Origin of the sequence: Micromonospora sp. NPDC000316 (genome assembly GCF_042898885.1) — a bacterium.
Classification (GTDB): Bacteria; Actinomycetota; Actinomycetes; order Mycobacteriales; family Micromonosporaceae; genus Micromonospora.
In genome coordinates this window covers 190,562-214,461 of sequence record NZ_JBIAZG010000009.1, presented here as the reverse complement: position 1 = coordinate 214,461, position 23,900 = coordinate 190,562, and the positions used below count along the sequence as shown (strand labels likewise).

At 71.1% G+C, this 23,900-nt stretch carries 20 protein-coding genes; 16 read left to right on the top strand and 4 right to left on the bottom strand.

The window, feature by feature from the left end:
• Positions 1 to 44 precede the first annotated feature (44 nt).
• A complete protein-coding gene (locus ACFY2Q_RS19545) occupies positions 45 to 920 on the top strand; it encodes an LLM class F420-dependent oxidoreductase (protein ID WP_387132010.1) in 876 nt (291 codons plus the stop codon).
• Between the two features lie 57 nt (positions 921 to 977).
• On the opposite strand, the gene ACFY2Q_RS19540 is transcribed toward ACFY2Q_RS19545, so the two are convergent.
• Positions 978 to 3,239, bottom strand: coding sequence for a catalase (locus ACFY2Q_RS19540; RefSeq protein WP_387132007.1), 2,262 nt, complete (start codon positions 3,237 to 3,239; stop codon positions 978 to 980).
• 177 nt (positions 3,240 to 3,416) lie between these two features.
• On the opposite strand from ACFY2Q_RS19540, the gene ACFY2Q_RS19535 reads away from it, so the two are divergent.
• The 11 genes from ACFY2Q_RS19535 (at position 3,417) to ACFY2Q_RS19485 (ending at position 15,527) form a co-directional block, all read left to right on the top strand.
• Positions 3,417 to 4,316 carry an alpha/beta hydrolase family protein gene (locus ACFY2Q_RS19535; RefSeq protein WP_387132004.1) on the top strand — a complete coding sequence of 300 codons (900 nt, stop codon included), beginning with the start codon at positions 3,417 to 3,419 and terminating at the stop codon, positions 4,314 to 4,316.
• Between the two features lie 156 nt (positions 4,317 to 4,472).
• A complete protein-coding gene (locus ACFY2Q_RS19530) occupies positions 4,473 to 5,273 on the top strand; it encodes an ABC transporter ATP-binding protein (RefSeq protein ID WP_387132001.1) in 801 nt (266 codons plus the stop codon).
• Positions 5,270 to 5,992 (top strand): ABC transporter ATP-binding protein, encoded by a 723-nt coding sequence (locus tag ACFY2Q_RS19525; RefSeq protein WP_387131998.1) that lies wholly within the window; start codon positions 5,270 to 5,272, stop codon positions 5,990 to 5,992. The genes ACFY2Q_RS19530 and ACFY2Q_RS19525 overlap by 4 nt, the downstream gene beginning before the upstream one ends.
• Before the next feature lie 29 nt (positions 5,993 to 6,021).
• Positions 6,022 to 6,900 carry a branched-chain amino acid ABC transporter permease gene (locus ACFY2Q_RS19520; protein ID WP_387131995.1) on the top strand — a complete coding sequence of 293 codons (879 nt, stop codon included), beginning with the start codon at positions 6,022 to 6,024 and terminating at the stop codon, positions 6,898 to 6,900.
• Positions 6,897 to 8,009: a branched-chain amino acid ABC transporter permease gene (locus ACFY2Q_RS19515; protein ID WP_387131993.1), complete on the top strand. Its 1,113-nt coding sequence runs from the start codon at positions 6,897 to 6,899 to the stop codon at positions 8,007 to 8,009. Before ACFY2Q_RS19520 ends, ACFY2Q_RS19515 begins: the two co-directional genes overlap by 4 nt.
• 84 nt (positions 8,010 to 8,093) lie before the next feature.
• Entirely contained in the window at positions 8,094 to 9,380 is a 1,287-nt protein-coding gene (locus ACFY2Q_RS19510) for an ABC transporter substrate-binding protein (RefSeq protein ID WP_387131991.1), read from the top strand.
• 179 nt (positions 9,381 to 9,559) lie between these two features.
• A complete protein-coding gene (locus ACFY2Q_RS19505) occupies positions 9,560 to 10,303 on the top strand; it encodes an SDR family oxidoreductase (RefSeq protein WP_387131988.1) in 744 nt (247 codons plus the stop codon).
• Between the two features lie 94 nt (positions 10,304 to 10,397).
• Positions 10,398 to 11,009, top strand: coding sequence for a TetR/AcrR family transcriptional regulator (locus tag ACFY2Q_RS19500; protein ID WP_387131986.1), 612 nt, complete (start codon positions 10,398 to 10,400; stop codon positions 11,007 to 11,009).
• A gap of 51 nt (positions 11,010 to 11,060) precedes the next feature.
• A complete protein-coding gene (locus ACFY2Q_RS19495; RefSeq protein ID WP_387131984.1) occupies positions 11,061 to 13,844 on the top strand; it encodes an AAA family ATPase in 2,784 nt (927 codons plus the stop codon).
• Between the two features lie 53 nt (positions 13,845 to 13,897).
• Positions 13,898 to 15,046 (top strand): acyl-CoA dehydrogenase family protein, encoded by a 1,149-nt coding sequence (locus ACFY2Q_RS19490; RefSeq protein ID WP_387131981.1) that lies wholly within the window; start codon positions 13,898 to 13,900, stop codon positions 15,044 to 15,046.
• A gap of 16 nt (positions 15,047 to 15,062) precedes the next feature.
• Positions 15,063 to 15,527 (top strand): MaoC family dehydratase, encoded by a 465-nt coding sequence (locus ACFY2Q_RS19485; protein WP_387131978.1) that lies wholly within the window; start codon positions 15,063 to 15,065, stop codon positions 15,525 to 15,527.
• Positions 15,528 to 15,549: 22 nt separating this feature from the next.
• On the opposite strand, the gene ACFY2Q_RS19480 is transcribed toward ACFY2Q_RS19485, so the two are convergent.
• Complete coding sequence (locus ACFY2Q_RS19480; protein ID WP_209274173.1) at positions 15,550 to 16,530, bottom strand: LacI family DNA-binding transcriptional regulator; 981 nt, start codon at positions 16,528 to 16,530, stop codon at positions 15,550 to 15,552.
• 287 nt (positions 16,531 to 16,817) lie between these two features.
• On the opposite strand from ACFY2Q_RS19480, the gene ACFY2Q_RS19475 reads away from it, so the two are divergent.
• The 4 genes from ACFY2Q_RS19475 to ACFY2Q_RS19460 all read left to right on the top strand — a co-directional run bounded on the left by ACFY2Q_RS19475 (position 16,818) and on the right by ACFY2Q_RS19460 (position 22,223).
• Positions 16,818 to 18,002 (top strand): extracellular solute-binding protein, encoded by a 1,185-nt coding sequence (locus tag ACFY2Q_RS19475; protein ID WP_387131976.1) that lies wholly within the window; start codon positions 16,818 to 16,820, stop codon positions 18,000 to 18,002.
• Between the two features lie 65 nt (positions 18,003 to 18,067).
• Positions 18,068 to 18,997 (top strand): carbohydrate ABC transporter permease, encoded by a 930-nt coding sequence (locus ACFY2Q_RS19470; RefSeq protein WP_387131974.1) that lies wholly within the window; start codon positions 18,068 to 18,070, stop codon positions 18,995 to 18,997.
• The gene (locus ACFY2Q_RS19465) at positions 18,994 to 19,860 is read left to right on the top strand and encodes a carbohydrate ABC transporter permease (protein ID WP_387131971.1); all 867 of its coding nucleotides are present in this window, start codon (positions 18,994 to 18,996) and stop codon (positions 19,858 to 19,860) included. Before ACFY2Q_RS19470 ends, ACFY2Q_RS19465 begins: the two co-directional genes overlap by 4 nt.
• Before the next feature lie 152 nt (positions 19,861 to 20,012).
• The gene (locus tag ACFY2Q_RS19460) at positions 20,013 to 22,223 is read left to right on the top strand and encodes a glycoside hydrolase family 3 N-terminal domain-containing protein (RefSeq protein WP_387131968.1); all 2,211 of its coding nucleotides are present in this window, start codon (positions 20,013 to 20,015) and stop codon (positions 22,221 to 22,223) included.
• Between the two features lie 378 nt (positions 22,224 to 22,601).
• Here the strand turns inward: ACFY2Q_RS19460 and ACFY2Q_RS19455 are convergent, their stop codons facing one another.
• On the bottom strand, positions 22,602 to 23,063 hold the full coding sequence (locus ACFY2Q_RS19455) for a nitroreductase/quinone reductase family protein (RefSeq protein ID WP_387131965.1): 462 nt from the start codon (positions 23,061 to 23,063) through the stop codon (positions 22,602 to 22,604).
• Complete coding sequence (locus ACFY2Q_RS19450; protein ID WP_387131963.1) at positions 23,060 to 23,839, bottom strand: SDR family NAD(P)-dependent oxidoreductase; 780 nt, start codon at positions 23,837 to 23,839, stop codon at positions 23,060 to 23,062. The genes ACFY2Q_RS19455 and ACFY2Q_RS19450 overlap by 4 nt, the downstream gene beginning before the upstream one ends.
• Between the last annotated feature and the right edge of the window lie 61 nt (positions 23,840 to 23,900).

The window sequence follows — 23,900 nt, the reverse complement described above, 5'->3', positions numbered from 1 at the left end:
CCGGCGACGCGGCGGGCCACTAGGCTCGCTCCGGAGGTGCCGAGATGAAGCTTGGTCTGCACTACTGGAGTTTCTCGACCCCGGCCGACCCGGCCACGATCGCGCCGACGCTGGCGCAGGCGGCCACCACCGCCGAACAGGCAGGCGTCGCGTCGTTCACCGTGATGGACCATTTCTTCCAGATGGACGCGATGGCCCCGGCTGAGGAGCCGATGCTGGAGGCGTACACGACGCTTGGTTACGTCGCGGCGAAGACCCAGCGGATGACGCTGGGCGTGCTTGTCACAGGCGTGATGTACCGGTATCCGGGTCTGCTCGCCAAGACCGTGACGACCCTCGACGTGCTGTCCGGCGGTCGCGCCCGCCTCGGCATCGGGGCGTCCTGGTACGAGCGGGAGCAGCGCGGCCTCGGCGTGCCGGTGGTGCCGGTCGCGGAGCGGTTCGAGCGGCTGGAGGAGACACTGCGTATCTGCCTGCAGATGTGGAGCGACGACAACGGGCCGTTCGAGGGGCGGCACTACCGGCTCGCCGAGACGATCAACTCGCCGCAGCCGTTGAGCCGTCCCCGCCCGCCCATCATGATCGGCGGTGGCGGCGAGAAGAAGACCCTGCTCCTGGTGGCCCGGTACGCCGACGCCTGCAACCTGTTCGGCACGGCCGAAGGCAGCGGCGAGGTGGCGCGCAAGCTGGACGTGCTGCGTGAGCACTGCGCCGCCGAGGGTCGCGACTACGACAGCATCGCCAAGACGGTGGTCGCCAACCGGTCACCGTTGGACGATGTCGACGCGTTCCTCGCCGAGGTCGCCGACTATGCAGCGCTCGGCGTCACCGAGGTGCAGGTCACGCCGGACCGGCACCCGGTGGAGTTCGCCAAGCGCCTCGGCGACGAGGTGGTGCCCCGGCTGGCCGACCTCGGCTGATCCGGAAACGAGGGCTGCCCTCCGCGCAATGCGGAGGGCAGCCCCTGGTGGGTCGGGTCAGGCGACCGAGGCGGGGAACCTCTCCCACACCCGGTGTGCGGCCACCAGCCGCTGCACTGCCGTCAGCGCCTCGGGGCCGGAGCCCGCCGACACGATGCCAGCGGTGCCGGCCACCCCGGCCTGCTCCAGGACGGTGACGCCGGCACCCCAGGCGCCGATGGCCTTGGCGTGCCGCCAGCACTCCTCGACCAGCAGCAGCACGCGCGGGTCGACGGCCGCCGGGCCCGGCTTGCCGGCCTTGGCGTCGCGGGCGGGCAGCGCGTCCGGTGCGGGAGCCGGTGCACCGGCGAGCAGGAGCGCGTCCAGCTCGACCGACCGGCCGGTGGCGAAGGTCCGCTGTACGGGCAGGTCGCCAACCAGGCCGCCGTGCGGGGCGATGAGCAGCGGCACCATGCCGGCCGCGAACACGGCCCGCCGGACGTCGTCGACGCCGTCGAGGTCACCGGCCGGGTCGACGACGATGCCGACCATCCGCCCGTCGGCCGGCCACTCCTGGCCGACCTGCGACAACGCGGGGCTCGGCGTGACGTCGGCAAGCGGCACCGTCGGCTGCGGCGCGGGCAGGCCGAGGCCTGTGGCGACCTGCTCGCACAGCACCGGGTCGATGTTGGCCAGGCACTGGAGCTGACGCTCCTTGATCGCCTGGTGGTAGCACTTGCCCAGCTCGAAGGTGTACGCCCGGATGATGTGTTCCTTCTCGACGGGCGACATGCTCAGCCAGAACAGGCGTGCCTGGCTGTAGTGGTCGTCGAAGGAGACCGGGTTCGCCCGCACCTTGGGTGCCTGCGCCACAGTCACCGGCACGTCCAGGAACGCGTGCTCGGCGTCGCCGGCCGGGAACGGGTTGCCGCCGTCGAGGGAGTTCGGCCGGTACGGCGCGACCCCGGCGTGAATGGCGTGCTGGTGGAAGCCGTCGCGCAGCATGTCGTTGACGGCGGCGTGCGGCCGGTTGATCGGGATCTGCGTGAAGTTCGGCCCGCCCAGCCGGGTGAGCTGCGTGTCGACGTACGAGAAGAGCCGGCCCTGCAACAGCGGGTCGTTCGTGACGTCGATGCCCGGCGGCAGGTGGCCGAGGTGGAAGGCGACCTGCTCGGTCTCGGCGAAGAAGTTGGTAGGCGTCCGGTTGAGGACGAGCCGACCGACGGGCTGCACCGGCGCGAGTTCCTCCGGCACGATCTTCGTCGGGTCCAGCAGGTCGATCCCGGCGAAGGTCTCCTCGGGGGTGTCGGGGAAGACCTGGATGCCCAGCTCCCACTCGGGGAACGCGCCGGCCTCGATGGCGTCGTAGAGGTCGCGGCGGTGGAAGTCCGGGTCCATGCCGCTGAGCATCTGCGCCTCCTCCCAGTCCAGGGAGTGCACGCCGAGCTTCGGCTTCCAGTGGAACTTGGCAAGCGCCGTCTCCCCGGCCTCGTTGACGAGGCGGAAGGTGTGCACACCGAACCCCTCCATGGTCCGGTACGAGCGCGGGATGCCCCGGTCGGACATGTTCCACAGGGCGTGGTGCTGTGCCTCGGTGTGCAGTGAGACGAAGTCCCAGAAGGTGTCGTGGGCGCTCTGCGCCTGCGGGATCTCCCGGTCCGGGTGTGGCTTGCCGGCGTGGATGATGTCGGGGAACTTGATGGCGTCCTGGATGAAGAACACCGGGATGTTGTTGCCGACCAGGTCGAAGGTGCCCTCGTCGGTATAGAACTTCGTCGCGAAGCCACGGGTGTCGCGGACCGTGTCGGCCGAACCGCGCGAGCCGAGGACTGTGGAGAACCGGACGAAGACCTCGGTCTCCCGGCCCTTCTTGAGGAAGCCGGCCCGGGTGAGGGCCTCGGCGGTGCCGTACGCGGTGAACAGGCCGTGCGCACCTGCGCCCCGGGCGTGCACCACACGCTCCGGGATCCGTTCGTGATCGAAGTGCGTGATCTTCTCGCGGAAGTGGTGGTCCTGGAGCAGGATCGGCCCTCGCGGCCCGGCCTTGAGCGAGTGGTCGGTGTCGCGCAGCCGTGCCCCGTTGGCCGTGGTGAGGTACGCGCCCTGCTGACCCTTCGCGGTCTTCGGCACGCCGGTCTGCGCGCCCGTGGGCGTACGGGTCTGTGGCGCACCCTGTTCCGGTTTGGGTGGGAGCGGGTCGCGGGGCGTCGTCGGCTCGCCGACGGTCGGCGTCGCGCTGCCGGGCGCGCCGGGCACCTCCGGCGTCAGGGCATCGGCGATCTTGTCTGAGGCGGTCTTCACGGCGTTCTTGACCGCCTCGGCGGGCTTACTGGCATCCACAGGAACGGAACCCCTCCACTGAGCGCTTACGAGCGGGCGTCTGCCCTGCTACCCCAGGTCAGGGGGTCAAAACACAACAGCGGTGGGCGGGACTGGTGATTTCGCCGATGCCGGGGGTGCGGGTAGGGGCCAACACTGACGGACGTCGATATCGCTCGACTCTAGGGAGTGCCCGACGTGTCGTCACCAACCACCACCCGTCCCCGTTCCGTGGCAGCCCGAGCCGTCCGGTTCGCGCTGGCCGCCACCCTCGTCGCCGGCGGCGTCCTGGCCGGACCCTCCGGTGCCGCCCAGGCGGCGAGCCCGTACGAGCGGGGCCCCGCCCCGACCACCGCGATCCTGGAGGCCAGCCGCGGCCCCTTCACCACCGCCTCGCAGAGCGTCTCCTCGCTGAGCGTCACCGGCTTCGGCGGCGGCGTCATCTACTACCCGACAAGCACCAGCGAGGGCACCTTCGGCGCCATCGCCATCTCGCCCGGCTACACGGCCTCCTGGTCCAGCATCAGCTGGCTCGGCCCGCGGATCGCCTCGCACGGCTTCGTGGTGATCGGCATCGAGACCAACACCCGGCTCGACCAGCCGGCCAGCCGGGGCCGGCAGTTGCTCGCCGCCCTCGACTACCTCACCGAGCGCAGCTCGGTGCGGAGTCGGATCGACAGCAGCCGACTGGCGGTGGCCGGTCACTCGATGGGTGGCGGGGGCAGCCTGGAGGCGGCCTCGTCGCGGCCGTCGTTGCAGGCCGCCGTGCCGCTGGCACCGTGGAACCTGGACAAGAGCTGGTCCGAGCTGCGGGTGCCGACGCTGATCATCGGTGGCGAGAGCGACTCGGTCGCGCCGGTCTCGTCGCACTCGGTGCCGTTCTACAACAGCATCCCGGCCTCCGCCGAGAAGGCGTACCTGGAGTTGAACGGGGCGAGCCACTTCTTCCCGCAGACGACGAACACGCCTACCGCGCGGCAGATGGTGGCCTGGCTGAAGCGGTTCGTCGACGACGACACCCGCTACGAGCAGTTCCTCTGCCCGGGCCCGAGCGGCTCGCAGATCCAGGAGTACCGCAACACCTGCCCCAGCTACTGAGCGCGTCAAACCGGGGCGGCCACCGCTGGTGGCCGCCCCGGTCGCGTGCCGGCCCGACGGCGTGCTGGTCGGGGGCATCGAAGGTATTGACGCCGTACCCGAGAAACGTACACTGCGAGTGTAAATAACACCCCGCCACGACGCGAGGGATGGGTGATGGAACGCGGGCTCGAACTGCACCACATCGGCGTCCGTTTCGGCGGCCTCACCGCCCTCGACGACGTCTCGCTGCGGGTGCCACCCAACCGGGTGGTGGGCGTGATCGGGCCCAACGGCGCCGGCAAGACCACGCTGTTCAACGTGATCTGCGGTTTCGTGACGCCGGAGACGGGTTCGCTCACACTGGACGGTCGGCCGCTGCGACCACGGCCGCACGGCCTGACCCGGCTCGGCATCGCCCGGACCCTGCAGGGGACCGGGCTCTTCGCCGGGCTCACCGTCGCGGAGAACGTCATGACAGGCGCTTCGCACACCGCCCGTGCGGGCTTCGCGGCCGCACTGTTCGGCCTGCCGCGCAGCGACCGCGACGAACGGCGGCTGCGCCAGCAGGCCCTGGACATCCTTGACGAGCTGGGCATCGCCAGGCACGCCGACGCCGCGCCGACCACGCTGCCCTTCGCCGTACGCCAGCGGGTCGCCCTGGCCCGCGCGCTGGCCGCGCGGCCCCGGTTGCTGCTGCTCGACGAGCCCGCCGGTGGCCTCGGCGCCGACGACATCGCCGAGCTGGCGGAGCTGATCCGGCAACTGCCCCGCCGCGACGCCGACCCGTGCGCGGTGCTGCTCGTCGAGCACCACATGGACCTGGTGATGGCCGTCTGCGACGAGATCGTGGTGCTCGACTTCGGCCGGGTCATCGCCGCCGGGACGCCTGACGAGATCCGCGACGACCCGGCGGTCACCGACGCCTACCTCGGCGCCGCGGTCGAGGACGCCGCCGTCGACGGTGCCATCCCGTGAGCGCGCCGGACCTGCTCGTGGTGCGAGGGCTGGTGGCCGGTTACGGCGCCGCGCCTGTGTTGCAGGCCATCGACCTCACCGTGCCGACCGGCACCATCGCGGCGGTCGTGGGCGCCAACGGCGCCGGCAAGACCACACTGCTGCGCGCCCTCTCCGGCATGATCCGTCCGACCGCCGGCCAGGTCGTCCTCGCCGGAGAAGACCTGCGGGGTACGCCTGTGGAGCAGCTCGTCCGACGCGGCATGGCGCACGTGCCGGAGGGGCGGGGCGTGATCAGCGAACTCACCGTCGACGAGAACCTGCGGCTCGGCGGGCTGTGGCGGCGCGACCGGGCGGACGCCGGCCGCGCGCTCGACGAGGTCTACCAGCTCTTCGAGCCGCTTGCCCGACGTCGCCGGCACCTCGGCCACCAACTGTCCGGAGGCGAGCGACAGATGCTCGCACTCGGTCGGGCGCTCGTCGGCCGGCCGCGTCTGCTGCTGCTCGACGAGCCCTCGCTCGGCCTGGCCCCTCGGGTGGTCGCCCGCACCATGGCGCTGCTGCGTCAGTTGCGTGACGCGAGCGGCCTGACCGTGCTGCTTGTCGAGCAGAACGTGCGCAGCGCGCTCGCCGTCGCCGACCAGGGCGTGGTGATGTCGCTGGGCCGGGTGGTGATCGCCGCCCCGGCGGCCACGCTGCGCGACGACGACGACCTGCGCCACGCGTACCTCGGCTTCTGACCACCACCTCGTTTCCGAAGGGAGGACTGTTGGACCGCTTCGTCTTCCTCACCGTCGACGGCCTGTCCCGGGGCGCGGTGTACGCCGCGTTCGCGCTGGCCCTCGTGCTCATCTGGCGGGCGGCGCGGGTCGTCAACTTCGCCCAGGGAGCGATGGCCGTCGCCGCCGCGTACGTCGCGTACACAGTGTCCGCCGCGACCGGCTCCTACTGGTTGGGCTTCGTGGTCGCCATCGTCGCCGGGCTGCTGCTCGGCGCCCTTGTGGACCGGGTCGTGATGCGGCACGTCGACCACGCGTCACCGCTCAACCCGGTGATCGTCGCGCTCGGGCTTGTGCTGTTGATCCAGGCCGTGCTGGGCATGGTGTACGGCAACGAGTTCCGCCCCGCCGAGGCGCCGTTCAGCAGGTCCGCCCTCACCGTGGGCGGGTTCGCCGTGCTGTCGCCGTACGACCTGTTCGTCTTCGCCACGATCGGTGTGGTGGTCAGCGCGTTGGCGTGGATGTTCGCGCGTACACCCGTGGGGTTGCGGATGCGGGCGGCGGCCTTCGCGCCGGAGGTGTCCCGCCTGCTCGGTGTCAACGTGGGCGGGATGTTGACGCTCGGCTGGGCGCTCGCCTCCGGCGTGGGCGCGCTGGCCGCGATGCTTGTCCTCCCCACCGAGCTGGGTCTGCATCCGCACGCCATGGACCTGGTGTTCGTCTCGGCGTTCACGGCGGCGGTGGTCGGTGGGTTGGACAGCCCACCGGGTGCGGTTGTCGGAGGATTGGTGGTGGGTCTGCTGCTGTCCTATGTGAGCGGCTACGTCGGCAGTGACGTCACCCCCCTGGCGGTGCTGGTCCTGCTGCTGGCGGTGCTGCTGGTCCGGCCCGGTGGGCTGTTCGCCCCGGTCGCTGCGAGGCGGGTGTGAGCGCCACCCGGGCGGCAGTGCCGCCGAAGCAGCGATCCGCGGGGGTCGGTGACCGCCCGGTCGACGGTCGGCGCGGCTCGACACTGCTGCGGCATCTCGCGGTGGCGCTCGCCGTGGGGCTGGCGCTGGTGGCGGTCAGCTACGCCATCGAGCCGTTCCGCAACTTCCAGCTCGCCACTGTGGCGGCGTATCTCTGCGCCACCGCCGGCCTGACCGTCCTCACCGGGCTCAACGGTCAGCTCTCGCTGGGGCACGGCGCGTTGATGGCCGTCGGCGCGTACACAGTGGCGTTGTGTCAGACCGCGTTCCTCGACCGGGGGATGACCGGTGGCTGGCTGCTGCCGCTCTCGCTTGGCGCGGCGGTGCTCAGCACTGTCGCGGTCGGCGCGGTGGTCGGCGTGGCCGCCGCCCGGCTGCGCGGGCCCTACCTGGCCGGGGTGACCCTCGCCGTGGCCGTCGTCGTGCCGGCGCTGGCCGTCACCTTCGACGGGATCTTCAACGGCGAGCAGGGGTTGTCGGTGCCTGTGGAGCCCCCGCCGATGGCGCTGGGCGCGTACTTCCCCTACGAGCGGTGGCAGCTCTGGATCTCGGGTGCGGCCACCCTGCTCGCGCTGTTGCTGCTGGCCAACCTGATCCGCAGCCGCTATGGGCGGACGTTCCGGGCGGTTCGCGACGACGAGGTGGCGGCCCGCCTCGCCGGCATCCACGTGGCGCGTACCCAGGTCCTCGCGTTCGTGGTCAGCGCCGCCACCGCCGGTCTCGGTGGCGCGCTGCTCGCGGTGCTCGCGCAGAGCGTCTCGCCCGGCGCGTTCTCGTTGACCCTGTCGCTGTTCCTGCTGATGGCAGTGGTGATCGGGGGCCTCGGTCGCCTCGCCGGAGCGCTGTGGGGGGCCGTCCTGCTGGTCGCCCTGCCCGACCTCACCCATTCCGTGACCGAGCTGTTCACCCTCTCGCCCGCGGTGGCGCAGCGGCTGGAGGGCAACCTCCCGCTGGCGATCTTCGGCGCGACGCTGATCGTCGTGATGATCGTCGCGCCGGGCGGCGTGCAGGGCCTGCTGTCCCGCCTCGGCCGGGCCCTGCTGGCCCGGCGGCCGGCGCGGCGTTCCTGAGCTGTCCTCGGCCCGGCCTCGGCCGGGCGCTCCACCACCACACCGTTCCCCCGAGAATCGGACCGAGAAAGGTCGGTGTTTCCCATGCACCGTACGGCACAACGTGGTCTCGCGATCGCCAGCACAATAGCCCTGCTCATCGCCGCCGCCGGCTGTAGCAGCGACGACGGCCCCTCCTCCGGCGGGGCGTCGGTGCCGGGTGTCACCGACACCGAGATCGTCGTCGGTACGCACATGCCGCTCACCGGCCCGGCCGCCGCCGGCTACTCCAAGATCGCGCCGGCGACGAAGGCGTACTTCGACTACGTCAACGCCAACGGTGGCGTGCACGGCCGGAAGATCACCTACAAGATCATGGACGACGGCTACAACCCGGCGAACACCCAGCAGGTCGTCCGCCAGCTCGTCCTTCAGGACAAGGTCTTCGCCGTCCTCAACGGCCTCGGCACCCCGACGCACACGGGCGTTCTCGACTTCCTCAAGAGCAACCGGGTGCCCGACCTCTTCGTGGCCTCCGGCAGTCGAAGCTGGGACCAACCCGACAAGTATCCGGGCACGTTCGGGTTCAACCCGGACTACACAATGGAAGGCAAGATCCTCGCGAACTACGTGAAGGCGAACCACGCCGGCCAGAAGGTCTGCTTCCTGGGCCAGGACGACGACTTCGGCCGCGACAGCCTGGTGGGCGTGGAGAAGGTGCTCGGGGCCAACGCCGTGGCGGTCAAGCAGACCTACGTCACGAGCAACACGAACGTCGCGCCGCAGATCGGCGCGTTCAAGGCGGCCGGCTGCCAGGTCGTCGTGCTCGCCACGGTGCCGGGCTTCACCGCCCTCTCCATCGGCACGGCGGCGCGGCTGGGCTTCAAGCCGCAGTGGCTGGTCTCCAACGTCGGCGGCGACCACCCGACCCTTGCCAAGCAGCTCGGCGAGGCGGCCCCGCTGCTGGAGGGCATGGTCGGCGCCAACTACCTGCCGATGCAGAACGACACCGCGAACCCGTGGATCCAGCTCTTCACGAAGATCAACAAGGAGCACAACGGTGACGCGCCGTTCGACGGCAACGCCGTCTACGGCATGTCGGTCGGCTACCTGTTCGTGCAGGTGCTGCTCGCCGCGGGCAAGGACGTGACCCGGGAGAAGGTGCTCGACGCCGTGCAGAAGGGCGGCTTCCAGGGGCCGGGCATCGCGCCGCTGCGCTTCTCGGCCGACGACCACTCGGGCTACGGCGGGCAGCGGCTGACCCGGGTGAGCGGGGGAGTGCAGAGCTACTTCGGGCCGACGTACGAAACCGATGAGGCGGACGGGCCGGTCGCCGAGTATTCGGCCCCGCCTGTCGCGCCGCCCGCCAATGGGGTGCCGACCGTCTCCTGACGACTCGCACACCCGGCCGTCGACCGGGCGTGGTCACTGTGGACCGCGTCCGGTCGTACGGCTGCGTCCAGGCCGTCCGGGGTGCCTCCAGGCTGTCGGCGGTGCCGCCGGGAAGGCGTTGACCGACACCGATCACCACTCCTACTATCTGCACTGTGGATGCAGAATCAGGTAGGCTCGTGGATCGCGTCGCCATCGTCACCGGCGCCAGCCGGGGGATCGGGCTGGCCATCGCGCGGCGGCTGGTGGCCGAGGGCGCGCGGGTGGGCATCACCGCCCGCCGCCCGGAGGCGTTGGCCGAGGCGGTCGCCGCCCTCGGTGGTCCCGCGTACGCGGTCGCCGTCCCCGGCCGGGCCGACGACCCCGCACACCGGGCCGAGGCGGTGCGGCAGGTAAGCGCGGCGTTCGGGCCGGTGGACCTCCTGGTCAACAACACAGGCATCAACCCCGTGCACGGCCCGCTTGTCGAGCTGGACCTCGCGGCGGCGCGCAAGATCCTCGACGTCAACCTGATCGCCGCGCTGGGCTGGGTGCAGGAGGTGTGCGCCGCCGGCATGGCCGACCGGGGCGGCTGCGTGGTGAACGTTTCTTCGATCGCGGGGCTCGCGCCGTCACCCGGCATCGCCCTCTACGGGGTGAGCAAGGCCGCGCTCAACCACCTCACCGCCAGCCTCGCCGTGGAGCTGGGGCCGGCGATCCGGGTCAACGGCGTCGCCCCTGGCGTGGTCAAGACCCGCTTCGCCGCCGCGCTCTACGAGGGCCGGGAGGAGGAGGTCGCCGCGCGGTACCCACTCGGTCGGCTCGGCGTCGCCGACGACGTGGCGGGTGCTGTCGCCTTCCTGGCCTCCGCCGACGCCGCCTGGATCACCGGGCAGACGATCGTCTGCGACGGCGGCGTCACGCTGTCCGGCCGGTCCGGGTGATCCGGCCCGTGGCCGCCCGGAACTGCCTGATCATCGCCGGTCTAAACTCGGCCATGCGTCGGGGGACGCCGTGGCGGTGAGGGGGCGGGGGCGGATGAACAAGGTCGAGGCCCCGGGACGGGTCGACGGGCGTACGGCCCGAGCCGAGCGCACCCGGGCGGCCATCGTCGAGGCGCACCTGGCGCTGATCGCCGAGGGTGACCTGCGGCCGACCGGCGAGCGCATCGCCGAACGGGCCGGCATCTCGCTGCGGACGCTCTGGACCAACTTCAAGGACATGGAGACCCTCTTCGAGGCCAGCGGCGTGGAGGTGCTGCGTCAGCAGGATGCCGCCTACCGGCCGATCTCTCCGGCGTTGCCGCTGGCCAAGCGGGTCGACGCGTACTGCCGGCAGCGGGCCCGGCTGCTCCAGCTCATCGCGCCGTCGGCACGGGCCGCGCAGATGCGCGAGCCGGTCTCGGACCAGCTGCACCTCAACCGCCTCAAGCACATCGACCGGGTACGCGACGAGGTCGAGCAGCTCTTCGCCGCCGAGTTGGCGCAGGCTGGGTCGGGGCGCGAGCAACTGCTCAACGCGCTTGTCGCGGCGAGCATGTGGCCGGCCTGGTCGATGCTGCGCTATGGCCTCGGGCTGGGCGTGGATCAGGCGCGGGCGGTGATGGCCCGGACGGTCGGCGCCCTGCTCGCCGAGGTGGCGGTCGACTGATCCCGCCCTGTCCTCTTTCCATCCGCTTATCGATGAGTGACACTGTGACGCATGGTTACTGCATCACGAGTGCAAATAACTGTGCTGCGCGGCCGGGATGACCAGTGCCGGGACGTCCGGAGCCTGCTCGACGGCGTGACCGCCGGCGGCGGAGCCCTGCTGCTGCACGGAGAGCCGGGGTCGGGCCGGACGGCGCTGCTGTCCTACGCCCACCGGTACGCCGAGAGCTGTGTCGTGCTGGCCGGTGCCGGGCTGCCCGAGGAGGCAACGCTGCCGTACGCCGGCCTGCAACGCCTGCTCGACCCGGTGCGGGACCGGACCGCCGACCTGCCGGAGCCGCAGCGGCACCTGCTGCGTCGGGCGCTGGACGGGGAGACGTGCCCGCCCGACCGGCGGCTTGCCCTCTCGGTGGCCGTGCTCGGGCTGCTCGCCGCCGCCGCCCGAGAGCGTCCGCTGCTGGCCACCATGGACGACGTCGACCGGGGCGACCCGCAGACCGCGCAGGTGCTGGCGTTCGTGGCCCGCCGGTTGCGGCACCTGCCGGTCGCCGTCCTGCTCACTGCCGACGTCACTGCCACTGTGGACGGGGTCGCGACGTGCCGGCTCGGGCCGCTGAGCGAGCGGGACAGCATCGCCGTCCTGGCCGACCGGCTGCCGGAGCGACCCGCCGCGCCGGTGGCGGTCACTCTCGCAGGAGTCGGCGGCGGCAACCCGCAGGCCCTTGTGGATCTCGCCGAGGTGTTGAGCCCGGGGCAGTGGCGGGGGGAGGAGCCGCTACCCGCCGCGCCACCGGCCGACGGCGCGCTCGGCCGCGCCTACCGGGCACGCCTCGACAGGTTGCCACCGGACACCGGCCAGATGCTGCTGCTCGCCGCGCTCGACGATTCGAGTGAGCCGACGACCCTCGCCCGCGTGGCCGACGCCGCCGGCGTGGCCGTCGAGGCACTCGCCCCGGCGGAGGAAGCCGGGCTGGTCCGCATCGAGCCCGGCGGCGTCACGTTTCCGCAGCCACTGGCCCGGGCGATGGTCGCCGCCAGCGCGCCGCTCGCGCAGCGGCGAGCGGCGCACCGGCTGCTCGCCGGTGTCCTCGACGGGCAGCGGCTGCGCCGGGCGATGCACCTCGCCGCCGCGACGACGGGCACCGACGCGGCCCTCGCCACCGAGTTGGAGCAGGCGGCGGCGGCCGGTGGTCCGAACGACTGGGCCCTGGCGTCCGCCGCGCTGTGTCGAGCCGCCGAACTCAGCGACAGCCCGCGCGACACCGCCAGCCGCCTCCTGGCCGCCGCCCGGTACGCCTGGACCGCCGGTCTGCCCGGTCGGACCCGGTTGCTGCTCGACCGACTTCACGCGACCTGCACGGACCCCGCCGTCACCGGGCACGCCTACCTGTTGCGCGGTGAGCTGGAGTTGCGCTGCGACGCCGCCTCGGGCGCGGCGTCCACGCTGCTGGCCGCCGCTGCGACGGTGGCGGCCACCGACCGGGCCCTGGCCGTGCAGGCGCTGGCGCGGGCCGGCGAGGCGGTGTGCTTCGCGGGCGACCAGTACCGGTACGCGGAGGTTGGCCGCCAGGCGGCGGCGCTGCGTCGCCCGCACGATCGGCCTGCGGTCGAGCTGGCGAGTTCGCTTGTCGCCGGGGTGGCGGCCACACTGCGGGGCGACCATGAGCGGGCCGGTCCGGCGCTGCGTCGGGCGGTCGTCCTGGGTGGGCGGTTGACCGGGCCGGAGCTGACCCCTACCGCGCTCACCTGCGCGGCGGCGGCCGGTCTGGTGGTGGCAGTGGACGGCGCGGCGCACCGGCTCGCCGAGCGCGCCGCCGGTTTGGCCCGGGAGCGGGGCGAGCTGTCCATGCTGTCCCGGGCGTTGGAGCTGCGGGCGGTCGCCGAGTACTGGTTGGGCCGGCACGAGGCGGCGGCGGAGACGTCCCGGGACGGGCTGCGGGTCGCCCGTGCCGCCGGTCAGGTCAACTGCGCCAACGTCCACCTGGGCATGCTCGCCGTGCTCGCCGCCGTCCGGGCCGATCGGGAGGCCAGCCTGCGGCGGATCCGGGAGATCGGCGAAGCCCCGACACCGGGCAGCCGGCCGCACGCGCTTGCGGCGTGGGCGCTTGCCGTCCTCGACCTGGCCGACAGTCGGCATGCCGAGGCGGCAACCCGGCTGGCGTCGCTGGCCCGACTCGGCACCGGGCGAGGTCAGGTGCTCGTCCAGGTGATGGCGACCCCGTACCTGGTGGAGGCCGCCGCCCACCTGGCGCACCGACCGGCGGCGACGGCCGCGCTCGCCGTCTTCGACAGGTGGGCCAGCAGCACCGCGAGCCCGTTGCGAAAGGCCCTGTCGGCCCGGTGTCACGCGCTGCTCGCACCTCGCGGCGGCGCCGAGGCGGAGCGCGAGTTCCGCACCGCGCTACGACTGCACCCGACGGAGGCCGGCGCGTTCGAACGTGCCCGCACCGAGCTGCTCTTCGGTCAGGAGTTGCGGCGCAGCCGTCGCCCACGCGACGCCCGGGGGCACCTGCACCAGGCCCGCGAGACGTTCACGCTGCTCGGGGCGAGTCGCTGGGCCGAGCAGGCCACGGCGGAACTGCGGGCCGCCGGAGAGTCGGTCGGCCCGCCGGATCTGCCGGCCGCCCGGCTGCTGACCGGGCAGCAACTGCGGATTGCCCAACTGGTCGCGGAGGGGGCCACCAACCGGGAGATCGCGGCCCGGATGTTCCTCTCCACCCGCACTGTCGACCACCACCTGCGCAACGTGTTCCACCGGCTGGGCATCCGATCGCGCACCGAGCTGGCCCGCGCGTTCGCCACCGAGCGGCACGCCGGGTTGGCCTCCGACAGGTGACCGCTCGTCGTCCGCTCTGGACGACGTAAACTATCACCGCTAGTTTATTCGCCATGGAGCTGACCCTCACCGCCGAGCAGGCTGCCGTCCGCCAGCTCGCCGCCGAGTTCGCCGACCGGGAGCTGCTGCCACACGCCGCCGAGTGGGACCGGCACGAGTCGGTCGACCCGGCCATCGTCGGCGTGCTCGGCGAGCTGGGCTTCCTGGGGCTGACCATCGCCGAGGCCGACGGCGGCTCCGGCGGCGACCACCTCGCATACTGCCTGGTCCTGGAAGAGCTCGGCCGTGGCGACTCGGCGGTGCGCGGCATCGTCTCGGTCTCGCTCGGGCTGGTCGCCAAGTCGATCGCCGCCCACGGTTCGGCGGCGCAGCGGGCCGAGTGGCTGCCCCGGCTCTGCTCCGGCGCCGCGCTCGGCTGCTTCGCGCTCACCGAGCCCGACAGCGGGTCGGACGCCGCCGCGCTGCGCACCCGCGCCGTCCGCGACGGCGACGACTGGCTGCTCACCGGCACGAAGATGTTCATCACCAACGGCACCACCGCCGACGTCGCCCTTGTCTTCGCGCGCACCGGCGGTCCCGGGCACCGAGGCATCACCGCGTTCCTGGTGCCCACCGACAGTTCCGGCCTGACCCGCCGGGAGATCCACGGCAAGCTCGGCCTGCGCGGGCAGGCCACCGGTGAGCTGCGCCTCGACGACGTACGGGTGCCCGACGCGGCCCGCCTCGGCGACGAGGGCGGCGGCTTCCGGCTGGCCCTGGCCACCCTCGCCAAGGGCCGCATGTCGGTGGCCGCCGGCTGCGTCGGCATCGCCCAGGGCTGCCTCGACGCGGCCGTCCGCTACGCCGGGCAGCGCACCCAGTTCGGCAAGCCGATCGCCGGCCACCAACTCGTGCAGCAGTTGCTCGCCGCCATCGCCGTCGACACGGCCGCCGCCCGTCTGCTGGTCTGGCAGGTGGCCGACCTGATCGACCGCGGCCAGCCGTTCGCCACCGAGGCGTCGATGGCCAAGCTCTTCGCCAGCGAGGCCGCCGTCCGCGCCGCCAACAACGCGGTCCAGGTCTTCGGTGGGTACGGCTACATCGACGAGTACCCGGTCGGCAAGTATTTGCGTGACGCCCGGGTCGCCACCCTCTACGAGGGCACCAGCCAGATCCAGCAGCTCCTGATCGGACGCGCGCTCACCGGCGTCAACGCCTTCTGACCCCAAAGGACACCCGATGCGAGTCTTCACCTCCCTCGACGAGTTGGCCGCCGCGGTCGGCGAGACCATCGGCCCCGGCCCCTGGCAGCGGATCGAACAGAGCCGGGTGGATCTCTTCGCCGACGCCACCGACGACCACCAGTGGATCCACGTCGACCCCGCGCGGGCGGCGTCAGGGCCGTTCGGTGGCACGATCGCGCACGGCTACCTGACCCTGTCGTTGCTGCCCGCGCTGGCCGGGCAGCTCTACCGGGTCGAGGGGATCGCGATGGGGGTCAACTACGGGCTGAACCGGGTGCGCTTCCCCGCGCCGCTGCGGGTCGGCACTGCCGTACGGGCCACCGCCACCATCGCCGACGTGTCCCCGGTGAGCGGCGGTGTGCAACTGGTCGTGACGGTCGCCGTCGAGACCGACGGGGGCGGCAAGCCGGTCTGCGTCGCCGAAACGATCAGCCGCCTCTACCCCCGCACGGATCGCTGACCCTCGTGCCGCCGTGCGGGTGTCAGTGGCGCGGGCGGCAGGAGGAGCGGATGACCAGCTCGGTGGGGAGCCGGATGTGGGTGTCACGTTCGACGCCGGCGATCAGGTCGATGAGTAGGCGCAACGCCTCGGCGCCCATCCGCTGCAGCGGTTGCATGATGGTCGTCAGCGGCGGGTTGACCAGCGCCGACTCCGGTACGTTGTCGAAGCCGATCACCGACAGGTCGTCGGGCACCGAGAGGCCCATGTCGCGGGCTACGTCCATCGTGGATATCGCGGAGAGGTCGTTACCCGCGAAGATTGCGCTCGGCCGGTCGGTGAGGGCGAGAAGCTCCGCGGCCGTGCCGGCGGCGCTCTCGATCCGGAACCCGCCGACGCGGACGAGCCGCTCGTCCACCGGAACGCCGGCGTCGGCCATCGCACTGCGGAAGCCGGCCTCGCGCAGCTGCGCCGACTTCAGGTCGGCCCGTCCACTGATGTGCCCGATCCGCCGGTGGCCGAGGGACAGCAGGTAGTTGGTGGCCAGCACCGCGCCGGCGAAGTTGTCCGAATCGACGGTGGGCAGGTCGGAAGGCCCGGTGTGCGGGTCGACGGCTACGACGTGGAAGCTGTGTTTGGTCTCGACAACGGTCGGCGTGACGATCACGGCCCCGTCGATGAGAGTGCCCGAGAGGCGGGCGAGCGAGCGCCGCTCCCACCCCACAGCGGCGCCCTCGCCGTCGCCGCTGGAGTAGGCCAACAGCTGGTATCCGCTGCCCGCGACCTCCTGGGACGCCCCCTTGAGCAGCTCGGTCGAGAACGGCTCGAACTCGGCGACCAGGATGCCGAGCACGTTGGTGCGGTGGCTGCGCAGGCTCTGCGCCCCCAGGCTCGCCTCGTAGCCGAGCTCGTGGATGACCTGCTGGACGCGCTCCACGGTTGCCTGGGCCACGCCGTATCGTCCATTGACAACCTTCGATACGGTGGCAACCGAGACGCCGGCAGTGCGTGCGACATCTGACATCTTGACGCGCTGCTGAAACACCACGCCGATGATGATAGGGCCGTCGGCGGCGACCCGTCGCGAGTGAATCGAAAACGTTATCGATACCGATTGACATCAAGTTACGTGACTGTAAAACTTCGCCGCAGGCCGAGTACCGCGACTGACTAGTCGAGGAGACATCGATGGCAACGAAGCGCCGCGCAGGTGCCGTTCTGGCAGTACTAATGACAAGTGTTCTCGTAGTCGCCGGGTGCAGCGGCGGCGGCGAAGAGGCAGCCCCTCAGAGCGAGCTGTACAAGGACCCGGTGACCCTGACCTGGTGGCACAACGCCTCACAGGACGGGCCCGGCAAGACCTACTGGGAGAAGGTCGCCAAGGACTTCTCCGCGCTCCACCCGACCGTCAAGATCGAGATCGAGGCGATCGAGACGAACCAACTCCAGCGCACCCGGCTCCCCGCCGCGCTGCTGAGCAGCGACCCGCCGGACATCTTCCAGGCCTGGGGTGGCGGCGAGATGGTCGAGCAGGTGGAGGCCGACTACCTCAAGGACATCACCGACCAGGTCAAGACCGAGGTGGGCAACATCGGTAGCGCCGCCGAGATCTGGCAGGTCAAGGGCAAGCAGTACGGCCTGCCGTTCCGGATGGGCATCGAAGGCGTCTGGTACAACAAGGACATGTTCGCTCAGGCGGGCATCGCGGCGCCGCCGACCACCTTCGCAGAGCTCAACGACGCGGTCACCAAGCTCAAGGCGATCAACGTCGTCCCGATCGCGGTGGGCGCCGGTGACAAGTGGCCGGCCGCGCACTGGTGGTACAACATGGCGCTGCGTGCCTGCTCGGTCGACACGCTCAAGAAGGCGTCCACCGACAAGGTCTTCGACGACCCGTGCTTCGTCAAGGCCGGCCAGGACCTGAAGGCGTTCATCGACACCAAGCCGTTCCAGCCCAACTTCATCGCCACGCCGGGCCAGAACGACCCGACCAGCGCCAACGGCATGCTCGCCAACGGCAAGGCCGCGATGGAGCTCATGGGTGACTGGAACCGCGGCACGCTGGACACCGTCGCCACGGACAAGGCGAAGCTCGCCTCGTTCCTCGGCTGGTTCCCGGTGCCGGCGATCGAAGGTTCCCCGGGTGACCCGAAGGCGGCCCTCGGTGGTGGCGACGGCTTCTCCTGCGCCAAGAACGCCCCCGCCGAGTGCGTCGAGTTCCTCAAGTACATCGTGAGCCCCGAGGTGCAGAAGGGCTACGCCGAGACCGGCACCGGCCTGCCTGTGGTCAAGGGCGCGGCCGACGGTGTGACGGACCCCGCGCTTAAGTCCATCCTGGAGGCCACGGCCAACGCGAGCTACGTCCAGCTCTGGCTGGACACGGCCTACGGCAGCACTGTCGGCACCGCGATGAACGACGCGGTCGTCGCCATCTTCGCGGGTAACGGGACTCCTGAGAAGGTCGTCTCGGCGATGAAGGCGGCCGCAAGCAAGTGACCTCCGCCAACCAGATCCGTACGTCCGCCGGCGACGCTTCCGCGTCGCCGGCGGGCCCCCACCGCGTGGGGCGTCCATCCGCCCGCCGAGCCGACACACGCCGCAAGTGGTACGAGATCATCGGGCTCACCGCGCCGGCCATCGCCGTCTACGTGATGTTCGTGCTGGTGCCGATGGGCTTCGCGGTCTACTACAGCCTCTACCGGTGGCGTGGCGTCGGGCCCCCCACCGAGTTCGTCGGCCTGCGGAACTACACCCTCGCCTTCCAGGACCCGATCTTCCTGGACGCGTTGCGCAACAACGCCATCATCGTGTTCGGGTCGCTGCTGATCCAGGGCCCGATCGCCCTGGCCATCGCCCTGCTGCTCAACCGCCGATTCCGTGGGCGCTCCGTGTTCCGCCTGCTGGTGTTCGTGCCGTACGTGCTCGCCGAGGTCACCGTCGGCATCATGTGGAAGCTGCTCCTGACCGGCGGCGGCACGGTCGACGCGATGCTGGAGTCACTGGGACTGGGCAGTCTGGTGCAGCCCTGGCTCGCGGACCTGGACCTGGTCATCTGGACGCTGCTGGCCATCCTCACCTGGAAGTACGTCGGCTTCGCCATCATCCTGCTACTCGCCGGGCTGTCCAACGTGCCCGACGAGCTGACCGAGGCGGCGGCCATCGACGGCGCGAGCTGGTGGCAGATTCAACGGCACGTCACGATTCCGCTGCTCGGCCCGACGATCCGGATCTGGATGTTCCTGTCCATGATCGGCTCACTGCAGATCTTCGACATGATCTGGGTGACCTCGGTGCCCGCAGTGCGGTCGCTCGGCGCGTCGGCCACCATGGCGACCTACATGGTGGACAACGGGTTCTTCGCCCGCTTGTGGGGCTACGGCAACGCTGTGGCTGTCACCCTGTTCGCCATCTCCTTCGTGGCGGCACTGCTGTTCCAGCGGTTCCTGCTCCGCCGCGACATCGAGGGCGCCATCACCGGAAAGGTGAAGTGACGATGGCTGTGAACTCCGTTCCCTCCCCGTCCGCCGGGCGCCGTCAGGTGTCCTGGGGCGCGCCGCTCACCTACGCGATCGCGCTCGCGATCGCGGCCGTGTCGATCGCCCCGGTCGTCTACGTGGTCATCGGCGGCTTCCGCACCACCCCGCAGATCGTCGCGAACCCGGCCGGCCTGCCCGACCCGTTCGTCTGGGACAACTACGCCAGGGTGCTGACCCAGAGCAACTTCTGGCAGCAGGCGTTCAACAGCGCGGTCATCGCCCTCGGCACCACACTCGCCGTCGTCGTGCTCGGGTTGGCCGCCGCGTTCGTGCTCGCCCGCTACAGCTTCCGTGGGCGCGAGGGGCTCTACACCTTCTTCACACTCGGCCTGCTGTTTCCGGCCGGCGCGGCGATCCTGCCGCTCTACCTCATGCTGCGGGACCTGAACCTGACCAACTCCTACTACGCGGTCATCCTCCCGCAGGTGGCCTTCTCCCTGCCCCTGACGATCGTCATCCTGCGGCCCTTCCTGGCGGCGATCCCGAAGGAGTTGGAGGACGCCGCCGCCATCGACGGTGCGAGCCGGCTCGGGTTCCTCTGGCGCATCGTGATGCCGCTGTCGCGGCCCGCGCTCGTCACCGTCGGCGTCCTGGCGTTCGTGGCGAGTTGGAACGCGTTCCTGCTGCCGTTGCTCGTCCTCAGCGACGTCAGCCTGCACACCCTGCCGCTGGGGGTGCAGAACTTCTCCAGCCAGTACACCACCGACACGGCAGGCGTCCTCGCCTTCACCTCGCTGGCGATGCTTCCGGCGCTGCTCTTCTTTACGCTCGCGGAGAAGCAGATCGTCGGTGGCCTTCAGGGTGCGGTCAAGGGCTGAGCGGCAGCGGTACGAGCACAACCAGAGGAAGGCACAGCATGACTGAGGTCCACGCACTGGTGGACGGGCCGGCACCGGCTCAAACAGGTCCGGACCACGGTCGACCGAATGGGCACGACGGCGGGGCACGCGTACGCGATCTCCTCGGCCGGATGACGATCGAGGAGAAGATCGCTCAGATCGTCGGCTTCTGGGAGAAGGAGGACGGCGAGGCCGTCGCGCCGTTGCAGGGGGAGTTCGGCGAGGACGTGAAGCTCGGGGACTTCTCCCGGCACGGGCTCGGTCACCTCACCCGCGCCTACGGCACCCGCCCGGTGGACGCGGCGGCACGCGCGTCCTGGCTGTGGAAGTTCCAGCGGGAGCTTGTCACGGGCACCCGGCTCGGCATCCCGGCGATCGTCCACGAGGAGTGCCTCACCGGGCTGTCGGCGTGGAAGGCGGCAACCTTCCCCACGCCGCTGGCCTGGGGCGCCGCGTTCGACCCCGACCTGGTCGCCGAGATGGCCGCGGCGATCGGCACCTCGATGCGGGCCCTGGGTATCCACCAGGGGCTCTCTCCGGTGCTCGACGTCATCCGTGACCCCCGCTGGGGTCGGGTGGACGAGTGCATAGCCGAAGACCCGTACCTGGTCGGCACCATCGGCACGTCGTACGTGCGCGGGCTGCAGTCGCAGGGGGTGCACGCCACCCTCAAGCACTTCGCCGGCTACTCCGCCTCGCAGTCGGGGCGCAACTTCGGCCCGGTGCACATGGGCCGCCGGGAGTTGGCCGACGTGCTGCTCGTCCCGTTCGAGATGGCGATCCTCGACGGTGACGCCCGCAGTGTCATGCACTCGTACGCCGAGATCGACGGCGTGCCCGTCGCCGCCGATCCGACGATGCTGACCGGGATCCTGCGCGACACGTGGGGCTTCGACGGCACGGTGGTGGCCGACTACTACGGGGTCGCGTTCCTGAACCTGCTGCACCACGTTGCGGGCGACCACGCCGAGGCAGCCGGCCAGGCGCTGACGGCAGGTGTCGACGTCGAACTGCCGACCGGCGACGCCTATCTGACCCTGCGGGAATCGGTGCGGGCGGGCACGCTCGACGAGGCGCTCCTCGACCGCGCGGTGCTGCGGGTGCTGCGCCAGAAGCAGGACCTGGGTCTGCTCGACGCGACGTTCGACGACGAGCCGCCCTCGGCGATCGACCTCGACTCGCCCGAGCACCGGGCGATCGCCCGCCGGCTCGCCGAGGAGTCGATCGTGTTGGTCACCAACCGGGACGCGCTGCCGCTGCCGGCGGGGCGGCGGCTGGCAGTCATCGGCCCCAACGCCTACCGGCAGGGCGCGCTCTTCGGGTGCTACTCCTTCCTCAACCACGTCCTCGTCCAGCACCCCGGCGTGGAGACCGGCATCGAGGTGCCCACCGTGCTCGACGCCGTACGGGCCGAGTTCGGCGACGATCTCGTCACCTGGGCACGCGGCTGTGACGTGGACACCGACGACAGGTCCGGCTTCGACGAGGCTGTCGCCACGGCCGCCGCCGCCGATGTCGCGGTCCTGGTCGTCGGCGACCACGCCGGCCTCTTCGGGCGCGGCACGGTCGGGGAGGGCTGCGACAGGGACGACCTGGAGCTGCCCGGCGTCCAGCGCGACCTGGTCGAGGCGGTGCGGGCGACCGGCACGCCGGTTGTCCTCGTGCTGCTCACCGGTCGGCCGTACGCCCTCGGCTGGGCGCTCGAGGGCTGTGCGGCGGTGGTGCAGGCGTTCTTCCCGGGTGAGGAGGGCGCCGGCGCTATCGCGGGGGTGCTCTCCGGGCGGGTCAACCCGTCGGGCCGGCTGCCGGTCACCCTGCCCGGGTCGGCCGGCGCGCAGCCGTACTCCTACCTGCATCCCACCCTCGGTGCGGGCAACGAGGTGACGAACCTGCCGGCGACGCCCGTGGCGCCGTTCGGCCACGGCCTGTCGTACACGACCTTCGCGTACACCGATCTCACGGTGCCCGCCACGGTGCCCACCGACGGGGCGGTGGCCGTTACGGTGCGGGTGACGAACACCGGCACGGTCGCCGGCGACGACGTGGTCCAGCTCTACGGTCGCGACCTGGTGGCCTCGGTGACCCGGCCGGTGGCGCAGCTGCTCGGCTACCGGCGGGTCCACCTCGCACCGGGCCAGTCCGTCACGGTCGAGCTGACGGTCCCCACCACCCGCCTGGCGTTCTCCGATCGCAGTTTCACCCGCGTCGTGGAGCCCGGCGACGTCGAGGTCTGGGTCGGTACCAGCGCGCAGCGTGCCACCGAGGCGGTGACCACGTTTGTCGGTGACACCGTCGCGGTCACCAACGCTTCCCCACGCTGGAGCACCGCCGACGTCCGCTGAGGCCGGTCCGCCGTCGTCTGAGGGACGTCGGCGGACCGCTACGGACGTCCGGCGTCGCTGACCCAGACCGACGTGAAACCAGGTTGTCCAGTCGCGTTGGGCCGATCGGATTCTGGCTCCGTACCTCTTCCGCGTTCGTGGACGAAACCTGTTCATCGCTGGTCGCCGCCGACGATGGGGTTGTACTCACTTGCGAGCGCGGAGATGTCCTGAAGGAGCTGCCGCATCGCCGGCACGGTGCCGCTCGGCATGTTCCCGAAAGAGCCACGCGACCGCTGACCGCCCGCTCCGTCGCCGCCCCATCGCTTTCACCGATCGGCGCCCCGGTTCGAGCCGATGGCCTCGTTGTGCCTGGGGTGCGTGCTCCCACGAGGCGGCTCAGTCGAAGTCGATTCGCATCAGCCTGCTGGCGGCCCAGTCGTCTGGATGGGTCGGCCTGATGGTGCCAGGGTCGTGAGGCTGGTTGAGGTCATCGACGATGGCCGCGATCACCGCGGCTCGTTCCGTGGAATCGGTGACGGTGGTCGCCCGCGCGGGCAGGTCCGCTCTGATGCCGTTCTTGAGGTGGAAGGTGAAAGCGGGGTTCGCTCGTAGGTTCGCGTACCAGCCGGTCGCGCCTCCGCCCGCTCCGCTGCACAGATAGGTTGCGCCGTGGGCGCGATAGAAGAAGATCTCAATGCGGCGGGGTCGTCCGGTGCGCCGGCCAGTGGTGGTGATGTCCACGATTCGATCGCGGGTTCCGGCCGCGGGCGTGATCCTGATGGCACGCCTGATCTCGTGCGGCAGGTGCGCAAGCGGGTCAAGCTCGCTGTGCTCACCATCCGGGTCTGCGGTGTTCATGCGGCCTCTCTCTGCAGTGCGGGGCCGAGGAGCAGTCCTCCGTCGATGACATATTCGGCGCCGGTGATGAAGGCCGCGTGCGGCGATGTGAGGAACAGCAGCAGCGCGGTGATGTCGGCCGGCTGCCCGAGTCGGGGGACGGCGAACGGCTCGGGTGAGTAGAAGTCGGCGATCGGAGCGTCGCTGCCGGCCGCCGGTTCGGTGATGAACGGAGTGGCGACAACGCCGGGGTGGATCGCGTTGACGCGGATGTTGTCGCGGCCCAACTCAAGCGCAGCGGTCTGAGTGAGCCCTCGAACCGCCCACTTGCTGGCGACATAGGGCGCGTAGAAGGCGGTACCGCCAATGCCCATGGTGGAGCCGACGTTGACGATCGATCCTCCTCCCGCGCGCCGCAGCGCCGGGGCGGCTGCCTTAATGCCGAGGAAGGTGCCGGTGAGATTGATGTCGAGGATGCGAGCCCAGGTGGCCAAATGGGTGGCCTCGATGAGGGCCGGCGGGTTCTGCACCCCGGCGTTGTTGACCAGGATCGTGAGCGCACCGAAGGCCTTCTCGGTCTCGCTGACGGCGGCGGCCCACGACTCCTCCTGCGACACGTCGAGGCAGACGAAACGCGTCCGCTCTCCCAACTCCGCGGCGAGGCCAGCACCACGCTCGGCATTGATGTCACCGATGACGACGTTGGCGCCTTCGGCATGCAGGGCGCGAACGTGGCTGGCCCCCTGCCCACCGGTGCCGCCGGTCACGAGAACGGTCTGATCGGCAAAGCGGGACATCAGATCCTCCGAGTACGTACGAGGGATGACAACCCGAGACCGGGTGGTGAGTCGATCGACT